We start from the raw sequence: 12,884 nt of genomic DNA, 5'->3' as shown, positions 1-12,884 counted from the left end.
GTGCATTCACCCCTTTTGTGCTGCTTGATGTCGCTGTGGACGGAGATTCTGATGACCAAGACCTCGCGCATCGCGGGTGCTGTACTCGCTGTGGTGGGCCTGACGGGTTCCCTGGCCGCGTGCGGCGGTGAATCCCTCGAACAGGAGGCGGACAGTGCCGCGTCCGCAGGCGGCTCCGGCAAGAAGGGCACGCTCGTCGTCGGAGCTGCGGCGTTCACCGAGTCCAAGGTGCTCGCCGAGCTCTATGCGCAGCTGCTGGGCGACGCCGGGTACAAGACGTCGATCACCACGGTGAAGAACCGCGAGCTGTACGAACCGTCCCTGGAGAAGGGCGAGATCGACGTCGTACCCGAATACGCGGCGACCCTCGCCGAATTCCTCAACGCGAAGGTGAACGGGCCGAAGGCGCCCGAGGAGAAGCCCGTCGCATCCGGCGAAGTCGCCTCCACCGTGAAGGCGCTCACCGCTCTTGCGGAGCCGCTCGGACTGAAGGTGCTGCCCGCCGGAGAGGCGGTCGACCAGAACGCCTTCGCCGTGTCGAAGGAATTCGCCGACAAGAACAAGCTCAGGACGCTTTCCGATCTCGGCGGTTCGAAGCTGGAGGTGAAGATCGCGGCCGGTGACGAGTGTGAGGTGCGGCCCTTCTGCGCACCCGGACTCAAGAAGAGCTACGGCATCGACGTGGCCGGCATCGACCCCAAGGGCGTCGGCACGCCGCAGGCCAAGCAGTCCGTCAAGGACGGTGAGAACCAGATGGTGCTCACCTCCACCACCGACGGCACGCTCGCGAGCTACGACCTGGTGGTACTGCAGGACGACAAGAGGTTGCAGAACGCGGACAACGTCCTTCCCGTCGTCCATGCGAAGGACGCCGGCAGCCAGGAGATCGCCGATGTTCTCGCAAAGCTCACCAAGACGCTGACCACAGAGGATCTCGCCGAGATGAACCGCAAGGTGGACGGGGAACGCGCCAAGCCGGAGGACGTCGCGAAGGCCTATCTGGAGTCGGAGGGGCTTCTTCGGAAGTGACCTGCGGTCGGCCCGGCGTTCTCGGCAAGAGATTTGCCGGGCCGACACCCCATTCCGGGTCTACGCACGGTAAATTTCGGGCCATGCCACGAGGACGCCACCGCCACTCCCCGCCCCTGCACAAGCTGCTGCCTCCCACGGCAGTGGCCGGAGCGTCGGTCGTGTGCGCCTCCGGCGCGTGGTTCGTCGGCAATGCCGTCGTGCTGCGCGTGCTGGTCGCGGCCGCGGCGGCCGCAGCCGTGACCGGCGCCGTGCTCATGCGCAGTTGGGACCGCGGCGCCGGCCGCAAGGTCGCCGAGCTGACCCGCGGTCGCGCCAGCGACCAGTGGAAGGCGGAGGAGCGCATAGCCGAGCTCGAGGCGGACGTCGAGGAGTCCCGCGAGCTGCGCCTCAAGCTCGACGCGAGACTGCGCGCCAAGCGGGTCGAGCTCGCCGCGCTCCGCAACGAACACGCGGCGCTGCTGCGGCGGTACGCGACCGCGGAGACGGAGCGGGCCAGCGCCCTGGAGGGCCGCAGGCAGCTCGCGATCGAGGCGGCCGCACCGGCGAAGGCGCTGCTGCCCGCCGGGTCCACGCCGACTCCGTCGATGTATCTGCGCGCGGCCAAGGCGCTGGAGGACCTGTCACGCAACGCCGCCGCCCAGGACGCCAGACGTACCGTGGAGGAAGCCCGTCGCCGGGATCTCGCGGAGCGCGCCAAGGAGGCGGACGAGCCGCAGGGGAAGCACGCGGCGGGCGGTGGGGCCGAGCAGCGAGTGCGCCCGTCGTCCGCCCTCGCCCCTCGCCCCGTCCCGGCCGCGGCCGCGATCGTCCCTTACGGCGCCCAGCGCTCCCGCGTGAAGCGACCCGAAGGCGGCTTCGACTTCTTCGGCACGGGCACCGGCAACGGCGCCGCAGCCGACGGCGCTCCCTCGACGGCCGGCACCGCAGGCGGTGCGAAGGCCGTGGAAGGGACCGGGCCCGTGAGGGCGATCGAGGCGCCCGGCACCCAGAAGGCCATCGAGGCCGTTCAGAACGAGGACCTCGCCGACGTCGTGGGCGAGGAGGCCCTCGCCGCGCAGCGCGTGAGCGGCCCTCGCGTGGTCGGCAAGGTCATCGACCTGACCGCGCACGACGAGACGGAACAGCTGGACGTGGCCGAGCTCCGCAACGCCGTGTCGTAGGTCCCGGCCGCCGCGGATGTCGCCTACTTGTCGATGTCTCCGACGACGAAGAACAGCGATCCGAGGATCGCGACCATGTCGGCGACCAGCGTTCCCGGCAGCAGCACGGTCAGCGCCTGGATGTTGTTGTACGACGCCGAGCGGAGCTTGAGGCGGTACGGCGTCTTCTCGCCCTTGGAGACCAGGTAGTAGCCGTTGATGCCGAGCGGGTTCTCGGTCCAGGCGTAGGTGTGGCCCTCCGGCGCCTTGAGGACCTTCGGCAGCCGCTGGTTGATCGGACCGGGCGGCAGCCCCGCGATCCGGTCGAGACACGCGTCCGCCAGGTCCAGGGCGTTGTGCGTCTGCTCGAGCAGCACCTCGAAGCGGGCGAGGCAGTCGCCCTCCTGCCGGGTCACCACCTCGAGGGTGTCCTGAAGTTCTCCGTAGGCGAGGTACGGCTCGTCCCGGCGCAGGTCGAAGTCGACACCCGAGGCGCGGGCGATGGGGCCGCTGACGCCGTAGGCGTGCACGGCCTCCGCGGAGAGCACGCCCACGTTTCGGGTCCGGCCGCGGAAGATCTCGTTGCCGAGGACGAGGTGGTCGTACACGTCCATCCGCGAGCGGACGTCGGCGATCGCGTGGCGGGCCCGGCCGAGCCAGCCGGCGGGGAGGTCCTCCTTGAGGCCGCCGACCCGGTTGAACATGTAGTGCATCCGCCCGCCCGAGATCTCCTCCATCACGGTCTGCAGCTCCTCGCGCTCCCGGAACGCGTGGAAGACGGGCGTGATCCCGCCCAGCTCCAGCGGGTAGGAGCCGAGGAACATCAGATGGTTGAGGACCCGGTTCAGCTCGGCGAGAAGCGTCCGGGACCACACCGCACGCTCCGGTACCTCCATGCCGAGCATCCGCTCCACGGCCATGACGACACCGAGCTCGTTCGAGAAGGCGGAGAGCCAGTCGTGCCGGTTCGCCAGGACCACGATCTGCCGGTAGTCGCGGGCCTCGAAAAGCTTCTCCGCTCCGCGGTGCATGTACCCGACGACCGGCTCCGCGTGCTGGATGCGTTCGCCGTCCAGCACCAGACGGAGACGGAGCACTCCGTGCGTGGAGGGGTGCTGGGGTCCGATGTTGAGCACCATGTCGGTGCTCTCCGCCGCGCCGCCGATGCCGACCGTCGTCTCCGTCATGTGCACCAGTCTCTCAGAGCCCGTCACACCCGCTGCATGAGCCAGGTGAAGTTCCCGAGGCCGCCCCGGGCGGTCAGCTCCGCCGCCTCACCGGCCCGGGCGAGGGCACGGACGTAGCCCGCCGGGTCCGACGACGCGAGGGCGAGCGGTGGCCGCTCCCCGCTCACGCCCAGCCTCCGCAGCGCCTCCCGCTGGCCGACCAGCTCGGCGCCCGGTCCGGCGCACGCGTCGAGCGCCACATGGGCCGTGATGTCGCAGCTCCCGTCCGGCACCGGACGCACCTCGCGGCCGTCGCGGAAGCCCGTCAGCGTGCCGTACGGCGGGCGGGCCCCGGCCGTGTGCGCGTAGTCGACGGCGACGGCGAGACCCGCGGTCAGGGCGCCGACAGCCGCCCGCCACGCCTCGTCCCGGGGCCGGCCGATCTCCGAGCGCGTGCCCGGTTCGGTCAGTGGCCACCAGCGGGTGAGCCACTCGGCGTCCGCCCCCGTGACGTTCTCGCCGAGCCGCTCCTCGCCGTCGTCGCGGACCAGCACCCGGCGGACCTGTCCGTCCCCGTCGACCTCGGCGACGTCGACGGGCACGTTGTCGAGCCATTCGTTCGCGAACAGAAGTCCGGCGAGCCCCGGAGGGATCTCGGCGGTCCACTCGATGCGCCGGTCGAGGCCCGCGGGCCGGTCCGCCCGCTCGACGCCGTAGGCACGAACCGGGAAACCGGGCGGCAGGGCGGCGAGCACACCGGTCAGCAACTCGCCCCTGCCCGCCCCGACATCGATCAGCGCCGGCTCCTCGAGCCCCAGCGACTCCGCGGTTTGGGTCAGCAGCCGGGCGACGGCGGCGGCGAACAGCGGCGAGGCGTGGACCGAGGTGCGGAAATGCCCGGCCGGTCCCTCCGGCCGCCGATAGAACCCCCGCGGCCCGTACAGCGCGGTCTCCGCCGCTGCCCGCCAGCCCCGCCACCCGCCGGTCTCATGTGTCACGGGCCCAGTCTCCACCTTGCGGAGTATGCCTCCGCCCACCGGATCGCCCCTCCGGTTGACCCCTGTGCCTATCTGTTTTCCCTACTCTGGGTTACGTGCAGCGCCTCTACGACTTCATCCGCAGACACCCGACGGGCGTCGACGCCTTCTGGGCCGTCATGCTCCTCGGGTTCGCCTCGTTGTGGGTGGTCGAGGAGCCGGAAGGGGCCGGGGCGACGCTCGCGGCCGTGGTCGTCGTGCTGGCCCTGTGCCTGGTGGTGGCGCTGCGCCGCCGGATGCCCGAGCAGATGCTGCTCCTGGCCGCCGCCGCGGGCATCGGCCAGCTGGTGTTCGATGTCCATGTCAACCCGGCGGACTTCGCGATGATGGTCATCATCTACACCGTCGCGGCTACCGGCGGTCCGCGGTGGGCGTCCCGGCTGGCTCTGATCGGCGGCCTCACCGCGGCGTCGCTTGCGCAGATCCGCTGGCCGGCGGAGGCCGAGGGGACCCTCAGCAGGGTGTTCATCACCGTGATCATGAGCCTGCCGTTCGTGCTGGCCTGGGTGCTCGGTGACTCGATACGCACCCGGCGCGCCTACTTCGACCAGTTGGAGGAGCGCGCCACCCGCCTCGAGAAGGAACGCGAGGCGCAGGCCAAGGTTGCGGTGGCGGCCGAGCGCGCCAGGATCGCCCGCGAACTTCACGACGTCGTCGCCCACAACGTGTCCGTCATGGTCGTGCAGGCCGACGGCGCCGCCTATGTGTTGGACGCCGCTCCCGACCAGGCCAAGCAAGCCTTGGAGACCATCTCGAGCACCGGCCGGCAGGCGCTCGCGGAGATGCGCCGGCTGCTCGGCGTACTGCGCACCGGCGACGGACCGGAGAGCGGCGAGTACGTGCCGCAGCCCGATGTGCAGCAGATCGAGGACCTGGTCGAGCATGTCCGCGGCGCGGGCCTGACGGTGGACTTCAAGGTCGAAGGAACGCCGCGGCCGCTCCCGAGCGGTGTCGAGCTCACCGCCTACCGGATCGTGCAGGAAGCACTCACCAACACCCGTAAGCACGGCGGCCCCGAAGCCGGCGCCAGCGTCCGCCTCGTCTACTTCGACGACGGGCTCGGGCTGCTCGTCGAGGACGACGGCCGGGGCTCCTCGCACGAGCTCTACGAGGACGGTGGCGCGGACGGGCGCGGCCACGGCCTCATCGGGATGCGCGAGCGCGTCGGTATGGTCGGCGGCACGCTGGACGCCGGGCCGCGGCCGGGCGGAGGCTTCCGGATCAGCGCACTGCTGCCCCTCAAGCCCGCCCACTAGAGCCACTACAGACCAAGGGACGGAACCCCACATGTCCATCCGCGTGATGCTCGTCGACGACCAGGTGCTGCTGCGCACCGGCTTTCGCATGGTGCTCGCCGCCCAGCCCGACATGGAGGTCGTCGCGGAGGCCGGGGACGGCGCGGAGGCGATCGAGATCCTGCGGTCCACGGCTGTGGACGTGGTGCTCATGGACGTACGCATGCCGAGGCTCGACGGCGTGGAGGCGACCCGGCGCATCTGCGCGGAGCCGGGCGCACCCAAGGTGCTGATCCTGACCACGTTCGACCTCGACGAGTACGCCTTCTCCGGACTGAAGGCCGGTGCCAGCGGCTTCATGCTCAAGGACGTGCCGCCCGGCGAGCTGCTCGGCGCCATCCGCTCCGTGCACAGCGGTGACGCGGTCGTGGCGCCGTCGACCACCCGGCGGCTGCTGGACCGCTTCTCGCCCCTGCTGCCGAGCTCCGGCCCCGAACCCCGCCAGAAGGAGCTGGAGAAGCTCACAGAGCGGGAGCGCGAGGTGATGCTGCTCGTCGCCCAGGGTCTGTCGAACGGCGAGATCGCGGCCCGGCTGGTCCTTTCCGAGGCGACGGTCAAGACGCACGTCGGCCGCATCCTCACCAAGCTCGGTCTGCGCGACCGCGTCCAGGTGGTGGTGCTCGCCTACGAGACCGGCCTGGTCCGGGCGGGCGGCGGCGCGGGCTGAGACGCCGACCTGTGGCGCGAGGACGGGCCGGGTCGGCGCGGCACCGTCTCCAGGACGGGCCCGGTCAGCGCAGCACCGTCTCCAGGAAGTCGCTCCCGAGCCGTGCGACGGCGCTCACGTCGAGCTGGTGGAGCACGTAACGGCCGCGCCTGCGGGTCGAGATCAGCTGCGCCTTCTTCAGTACGGCCAGGTGGCGGGAGACCTCCGGTGCGGTGATGCCGAGGGCGTCCGCGAGCTCGCTCGTCGTGTACGTGGCCCGGCCGAGGTTGCGGCACATCCGCATCCGCATCGGGTGTGCGAGGGCGTCCATCCGCAACTTCAGCAGCTCGACGGAGGCGGTACCCGGCAGTTCCGGCGCGCCGATCGGGTACTGGATCACCGGCTGCCAGCCCGGCGCGTGCAGCACCATCAGATGCGGCCAGCCGAAGCTCGACGGCAGCAGGGTGAGCCCCGCACCGACCACGGGATCGGTGGTGGTGGTCCGCCCGTCCGCCAGCTTGTCGGCGCTGATCCTGGTGCCGCCCTCGTCGAGCGTCAGCGCAGGCGACACAGCGCGCAGTGCCTCCGCCAGGCCCTTGCGGCGCAGCAGTTCGCTCTTGTGGCGAGCGTCGGCGGCGAGTTGCGTCGACACGCGTCGCCAGGTGTCCGCGAAGAAGGCTTCCTCGCAGTCCTCGAAGAGCCGCCGCAGCCAGGCGCGTACGGATGCCGGGTCGGTCAGCAGCCGCCGTGTGAAGTCGAGTTGGCGCGGCCCGCGGTTGGCCGCAAGATCGAGCGCGTGCTCGCGCCGTACGGGGTCGACGAGCGGGGAGGGGGCACCGGTCGAGTACGTCGCGCAGGTGAACTCCAGCGCGGAGGACACGAACCGCTCGTCGTCGAGCCGGTCGAGGAGATCGAGCTCCTCCTTCAGGCTCGCTGTGATGCGTCCCGGGTTCGCCGGAAGTCCGGCGAACGGCATGAAGATGTCCGAGAACGTCGACCGCCACAGGAAGTCGGCCTCGTGCAGCCGGTCGGCCAGGTCCGGCTTGAGCCCGGCGGCCGTGGCCGTGGCCCAGCCGTGCAGCCCGGGATGGTGCCCGGACTCGTGCAGCGCATGGAGGGCCACACCCAACTCGGCGAGTGGGGATATGTCGAAGACGATGCGCTCGGGGGGCAGCCCCGCGATGTCGATGGTCACGCTCACCCCACCATGGTGGGGGCTGCGCGGACCGGCCCGACGACGTTTGACGTGTGTCGTCAATCGAGGCGACGCCGGCAGCCCGCCGGGGCAGCGTGGAGATCATGAACGCGATGCAGCAGCACATGATCGACATGTACCGGGCCGCCCGGAGAGGCGACACCCCTCCGCCGCGCCCCGGCGACCTGGATCTACGGACGATCCGCGAGGCATGGATCTACCGCCCCTTCCGGGCGATGCTCGCGGGCCGCACGGTCCGTGTCACGAAGGGCACCAGGGCCGGCGCCGCGGCCGGTGACCGCCGGACGCCCTGCTGACCGGCCGCCCGGGTCAGGGCCGCCCGGGTCAGGTCCGGCAGGGTCGGTCCGCCGGCAGGGCCGGCAGGTCCAGGCGGCGTACGAACTCCGAGACCGCCACGGCCACGTCCCGCTCGGTCCACTCCAGCCCCTCGGCGGCCACCGTCACCTCGGTCACCGAGACGCCCGGCGGACAGCCCTGCGAGAACCAGCGGCGGAAGAGCGTCACCCCGGTCTCCTCCGACTGCGTCAGCGCCGCCTCGTTCAGCAGCTCCGTCCCGTACGGCAGCCAGACCTGGAACTGGTGGGTGTGCGGAACCGGCGGGTGGATCCGGGACCAGGGGATCTCCGAGGCACGGAGCGCGTCCGTGAGCGCGGCCGCGACGACCTTCGCGTGGGCCACGTACGACGGCAGCCGGGGCAGCTCCCGCTCAAGGCCGACCAGCGCCGACAGTGCGGCCGGGTACTGCTGGAACAGCTGGCCCCCGTACCGGTGCCGCCAGGCCCTCGCCTCCTCGATCAGCTGCGACGGGCCGGCGAGCACCGCGCCCGACATGCCGTCCAGGGACTTGTAGAACGACACGTACACGCTGTCCGCCAGGGAAGCGATCTCGTCGAGCGGGCGGCCGAAGTGCGGGGCGCACTCCCACAGGCGCGCGCCGTCGAAGTGCACCACCGCATCACGATCCCGTGCCGCCTCCACCACCGCCACCAGCTCGTCCCAGGCAGGCAGCACGAAACCGGCTTCCCGCAGGGGCAGTTCGAGCATCAGCGCGCCGAAGGGCTCGTCGCAGTCGCGCACCTCGTCGGCCGTGGGAAGCCGCGGTTCGGACGTCGGACGGACCGTGCGCAGCCCGCTCACCACGGCGAAAGCGGAGCGTTCGTGGACCTCCGGATGGGCCTGCGGATGCAGTGCGACCGTCGAGTTCCCGGTGCGCGCCGCCCAGCAGCGCAGGGCCACCTGCTGGGCCATCGTGCCGGTCGGGAAGAACGCAGCGGCCGGGAAGCCGAGCAGCTCGGCGGTCCGCCGCTCCAGCTCCTCGACGACCCCGTTGCCGTACACGTCGGTCCAGTCGTCCAGGTCGTACACCTCGCCGGCGGCCTCGGCGAGCGCCGCGAGGCGCTCCCCGATCCGGAGGTCGGCGGAGGCCCGCGCCAGCACCCGGTCCGACGCGCGCCAGGCGGCGAGCCGCCGCTTCCGCAGGTCCTGCTCGTTCTCGTCCTCTTCTTTCTCGTTCTGCTCGTTCTTGTTCTCGTTCTGCTCGTTCGTCTCGCTCATGTCCGTCACGGTCCGATCATCACCCACAGCCTGTGGACAACTGAGGGGTCGCCGGAAACGCTGGCGTAGCATCGTGACGAGAAATCGTCCGGTACCCCCGCGGACTGGAACGGAAGGCACCGCCGCGTGAATGCCACAGCACCACAGGACCCGCTCGACCCGCGGGACCGCCCCGCCCGCCTGACCGTCGGAGTGGTCGGAGCGGGCCGCGTAGGACCCGCCCTGGCCGCGTCCCTGCAGATGGCCGGGCACCGGCCGGTCGCCGCTTCGGGGGTGTCCGACGAGTCCGTCCGCCGGGCCGCCGCCATGCTGCCCGACGTACCCCTGATGCCGCCCGCCGACGTGCTCGCCCGCGCGGAACTGGTGCTGCTGACCGTTCCCGACGACGCGCTGCCCGGCCTGGTCGAAGGCCTCGTCGAGACCCGTGCCGTACGGCCCGGCCAGCTGCTCGTGCACACCTCCGGCCGGTACGGCACCAAGGTGCTCGAGCCCGCTCTGCGGGCCGGAGCGCTGCCGTTGGCCCTGCACCCCGTGATGACCTTCACCGGCACTGCGGTCGACGTGCAGCGGCTGGCCGGCTGCTCCTTCGGGGTGACCGCCCCCGAGGAGCTGCGGCTGGCCGCGGAGGCGCTGGTCATCGAGATGGGCGGTGAGCCCGAGTGGATCGAGGAGCAGAACCGCCCGCTCTACCACGCAGCCCTCGCGCTCGGCGCCAACCACCTCGTCACCCTCGTCGCCCAGTCCATGGAGCTGCTGCGCACCGCGGGAGTCGCCGCCCCCGACCGGATGCTCGGCCCCCTCCTCGGCGCCGCCCTGGACAACGCCCTGCGATCCGGCGACGCCGCCCTGACCGGGCCGGTCGCCCGCGGCGACGCGGGCACCGTCGCCGCCCATGTGGCCGAGCTGCGCAAGCACGCGCCCGCCGCCGTCGCCGGCTACCTGGCGATGGCCCGTACGACCGCCGACCGTGCCCTCGCGCACGGCATGCTCAAACCGGAGTTCGCGGAGGATCTGCTGGGCGTGCTGGCCGAAGGGGATCTGCGATGAGCCGCGACTTCGAACTCGTGCCGACCCGCGAGGACCTCGAATACGTGGTCGAGCACCACGCCGTGCCCGGCCGCACCGCCGTCGTCATGACCATGGGTGCACTGCACGAGGGGCACGCCACCTTGATCCGGGCCGCCCGCGAGCGGGTGGGGCGCAAGGGGTTCGTGATCGTCACCGTCTTCGTCAACCCGCTGCAGTTCGGCGCCGGCGAGGACCTGGACCGCTACCCCCGCACGCTCGACGCCGACCTCAGGACGGCCGAGGAGGCGGGCGCGGACGTGGTGTTCGCGCCGTCCGTCGACGAGGTCTACCCCGGCGGCCGGCCGCAGGTCCGCATCGCTGCCGGGCCCATGGGGGAGCGGCTCGAAGGCAGGACCCGGCCCGGCCACTTCGACGGCATGCTCACCGTCGTCGCCAAGCTGCTGCACCTCACCGGCCCCGACGTGGCGCTGTTCGGGCAGAAGGACGCCCAGCAGCTCGCCCTGATCCGCCGGATGGTCAGCGACCTGAACTTCCCCGTGGAGGTCATCGGCGTGCCCACGGTCCGCGAGGAGGACGGGCTCGCGCTTTCCAGCCGTAACCGCTATCTGTCCACGGCCGATCGGCACACCGCGCTGGCCCTCTCCCAGGCCCTGTTCGCCGCCCGCGACCGCCTTGCCGCCCAGCAGGCGCTGCATGCCAGGGCGGAAGCCGTACCGGGCGCGCCCGCCCGCGCCGCCGCGCTGTCCGCGCTCGGAGAGGCCCGCGCGGCGGCCGACGCCCATGCGGTCGCCCAGGCGTGGCCGGCGATCGGCGCCGATGCCGTACGCGCGGCCGCACGGGCCGTGCTGGACGAGGCCGCGAAGGCGAACCCGCCGCTGGTTCTGGACTATGTGGCCCTCGTCGACCCCGCCACCTTCGACGAGGTGGCCGACGACCACAGGGGTGAGGCGCTTCTCGCCGTCGCCGCCAAGGTCGGCTCGACCCGTCTCATCGACAACCTGCCCCTGGACTTCGGGACCGCGCATTCCGGGACCGCCCTGACCGACGGAGCCGCCAAGTGACCGGAATACGGCTGACCGCCCCCGCCCCCGGCTGGGCCATCGAGGCAGAGGTGGTCGTGGTCGGCTCGGGTGTCGCCGGCCTCACGGCCGCGCTGCGCTGTGCCGCGGCCGGCCTGGACACGGTTGTCGTCACCAAGGCCCGCCTGGACGACGGCTCCACCCGCTGGGCGCAGGGCGGCATCGCCGCCGCACTCGGCGACGGCGACACCCCCGAGCAGCACCTGGACGACAGCCTGGTCGCCGGCGCGGGACTGTGCGACGAGGCGGCGGTACGGGCCCTCGTCACCGAAGGGCCCGACGCGGTGCGCCGGCTGATCGCCACGGGCGCGCAGTTCGACACCGATCCGTCCTCCGGTGAGATCGAGCTGACTCGTGAAGGCGGTCACCACCGGCGCCGTATCGCGCATGCCGGAGGCGACGCGACCGGCGCCGAGATCTCCCGCGCGCTCGTCCACGCGGTTCGTGACCAGGGCCTGCGCACCATCGAGAACGCCCTGGTCCTCGACCTGCTCACCGACGCGGACGGCCGCACGGCGGGCATCACCCTGCATGTCATGGGCGAGGGCCAGCACGACGGTGTCGGCGCGGTCCACGCCCCCACGGTGGTGCTCGCCACCGGCGGCATGGGCCAGATCTTCTCCGCGACCACCAACCCGGCGGTCTCCACCGGCGACGGCGTCGCCCTCGCGCTGCGCGCCGGCGCCGAGGTCTCGGACATCGAGTTCGTGCAGTTCCACCCGACCGTGCTCTTCCTCGGCGCGGACAGCGAGGGACAGCAGCCACTGGTTTCCGAGGCGGTACGGGGTGAGGGCGCCCACCTGGTCGACGCGGCCGGCACCCGCTTCATGGTCGGACAGCACGAACTGGCCGAGCTCGCCCCGCGTGACATCGTCGCCAAGGGCATCATGCGCCGTATGCAGGAGCAGGGCGCCGCCCACATGTTCCTCGACGCCCGGCACTTCGGCGCGCAGATGTGGGAGCAGCGCTTCCCCACCATCCTCGCCGCCTGCCGTGCCCACGGTTTCGACCCGGTGACACAGCCCATCCCGGTGGCACCCGCCGCGCATTACGCCTCCGGCGGCGTACGCACCGACCTGCACGGCCGCACCACCGTCCCCGGCCTTTACGCCTGCGGCGAGGTCGCCTGCACCGGCGTCCACGGCGCCAACCGGCTGGCGTCCAACTCGCTGCTCGAAGGACTCGTCTTCGCGGAGCGCATCGCCGCCGACATCGCCGCCCGGCGCCCCTGGCCCCCCGCCGCGCCCGCCGCGCCCGCCGAACCTTCCCTGCTGCCGCTGATCGCGCCGGAGCAGCGCGCGGAGATCCAGCGGATCATGTCGCACGGCGCGGGCGTCCTCCGCTCCGCCGAGTCGCTGGCCGCCGCGGCCGCCGCGCTGGAAGCGGTGTACGCGAACGCCGCGCAGGACCGGGAAGGCTCCGGCAAGACCGCGGAGCCCGGAGTCGAGTCGTGGGAGACCTCGAACCTGCTGTGCGTCGCCCGAGTGCTGACCGCAGCCGCGCTGGAGCGCGAGGAGACCCGCGGGTGCCACTGGCGAGAGGACCGCCCCGAGCGCGACGACACCGAGTGGCGCCGCCATCTCGTCGTACGGCTCGCGCCCGACCGCCGGCTCGTCGTCAGCCGCACCGGCACGACCGCCTTCCCGCCCACCGATATCTTGCCCGTCCCCGACGCCCCCAGGGAGCCGTAA

12 protein-coding genes are annotated in these 12,884 nt (G+C 72.0%); 8 read left to right on the top strand and 4 right to left on the bottom strand.

What is annotated here, in order from left to right; genetic code table 11:
• The first annotated feature begins 51 nt into the window (after positions 1–51).
• Both IE198_RS26065 and IE198_RS26060 read left to right on the top strand, forming a co-directional pair.
• Positions 52–1,029: an ABC transporter substrate-binding protein gene (locus IE198_RS26065; RefSeq protein ID WP_189890750.1), complete on the top strand. Its 978-nt coding sequence runs from the start codon at positions 52–54 to the stop codon at positions 1,027–1,029.
• A gap of 83 nt (positions 1,030–1,112) precedes the next feature.
• Positions 1,113–2,192 (top strand): hypothetical protein, encoded by a 1,080-nt coding sequence (locus IE198_RS26060; RefSeq protein ID WP_189890747.1) that lies wholly within the window; start codon positions 1,113–1,115, stop codon positions 2,190–2,192.
• A gap of 23 nt (positions 2,193–2,215) precedes the next feature.
• Here the strand turns inward: IE198_RS26060 and IE198_RS26055 are convergent, their stop codons facing one another.
• Together IE198_RS26055 and IE198_RS26050 are read right to left on the bottom strand one after the other, a co-directional pair.
• Positions 2,216–3,358 (bottom strand): NADH-quinone oxidoreductase subunit D, encoded by a 1,143-nt coding sequence (locus IE198_RS26055; protein WP_189890745.1) that lies wholly within the window; start codon positions 3,356–3,358, stop codon positions 2,216–2,218.
• Between the two features lie 23 nt (positions 3,359–3,381).
• Entirely contained in the window at positions 3,382–4,335 is a 954-nt protein-coding gene (locus IE198_RS26050; RefSeq protein WP_229834334.1) for an SAM-dependent methyltransferase, read from the bottom strand.
• A 95-nt stretch (positions 4,336–4,430) separates the two neighbouring features.
• On the opposite strand from IE198_RS26050, the gene IE198_RS26045 reads away from it, so the two are divergent.
• Together IE198_RS26045 and IE198_RS26040 are read left to right on the top strand one after the other, a co-directional pair.
• Positions 4,431–5,630, top strand: coding sequence for a sensor histidine kinase (locus IE198_RS26045; protein WP_189890742.1), 1,200 nt, complete (start codon positions 4,431–4,433; stop codon positions 5,628–5,630).
• Between the two features lie 31 nt (positions 5,631–5,661).
• Positions 5,662–6,336 (top strand): response regulator, encoded by a 675-nt coding sequence (locus IE198_RS26040; protein WP_100108413.1) that lies wholly within the window; start codon positions 5,662–5,664, stop codon positions 6,334–6,336.
• A 64-nt stretch (positions 6,337–6,400) separates the two neighbouring features.
• On the opposite strand, the gene IE198_RS26035 is transcribed toward IE198_RS26040, so the two are convergent.
• Complete coding sequence (locus IE198_RS26035) at positions 6,401–7,510, bottom strand: DUF5937 family protein (RefSeq protein ID WP_189890907.1); 1,110 nt, start codon at positions 7,508–7,510, stop codon at positions 6,401–6,403.
• Positions 7,511–7,563: 53 nt separating this feature from the next.
• Between IE198_RS26035 and IE198_RS26030 the strand changes: the two genes are divergently transcribed.
• The gene (locus IE198_RS26030) at positions 7,564–7,827 is read left to right on the top strand and encodes a hypothetical protein (RefSeq protein WP_189890732.1); all 264 of its coding nucleotides are present in this window, start codon (positions 7,564–7,566) and stop codon (positions 7,825–7,827) included.
• A gap of 28 nt (positions 7,828–7,855) precedes the next feature.
• Here IE198_RS26030 and IE198_RS26025 read toward each other — a convergent pair whose 3' ends face one another.
• Positions 7,856–9,085 carry a threonine aldolase family protein gene (locus tag IE198_RS26025; protein ID WP_189890730.1) on the bottom strand — a complete coding sequence of 410 codons (1,230 nt, stop codon included), beginning with the start codon at positions 9,083–9,085 and terminating at the stop codon, positions 7,856–7,858.
• A 126-nt stretch (positions 9,086–9,211) separates the two neighbouring features.
• Between IE198_RS26025 and IE198_RS26020 the strand changes: the two genes are divergently transcribed.
• The 3 genes from IE198_RS26020 to IE198_RS26010 are packed head-to-tail and all read left to right on the top strand — an operon-like array spanning position 9,212 to position 12,884.
• The gene (locus IE198_RS26020) at positions 9,212–10,132 is read left to right on the top strand and encodes a Rossmann-like and DUF2520 domain-containing protein (RefSeq protein ID WP_189890728.1); all 921 of its coding nucleotides are present in this window, start codon (positions 9,212–9,214) and stop codon (positions 10,130–10,132) included.
• A complete protein-coding gene (gene panC / locus IE198_RS26015) occupies positions 10,129–11,175 on the top strand; it encodes a pantoate--beta-alanine ligase (RefSeq protein WP_189890726.1) in 1,047 nt (348 codons plus the stop codon). The genes IE198_RS26020 and panC overlap by 4 nt, the downstream gene beginning before the upstream one ends.
• Complete coding sequence (locus IE198_RS26010; protein ID WP_189890724.1) at positions 11,172–12,884, top strand: L-aspartate oxidase; 1,713 nt, start codon at positions 11,172–11,174, stop codon at positions 12,882–12,884. The genes panC and IE198_RS26010 overlap by 4 nt, the downstream gene beginning before the upstream one ends.

The sequence above is a fragment of the Streptomyces xantholiticus genome (assembly GCF_014651015.1).
Classification (GTDB): Bacteria; Actinomycetota; Actinomycetes; order Streptomycetales; family Streptomycetaceae; genus Streptomyces; species Streptomyces xantholiticus.
The sequence above is the reverse complement of the archived record's forward strand: the minus strand, read 5'-3'. Positions and strand labels throughout refer to the sequence as shown.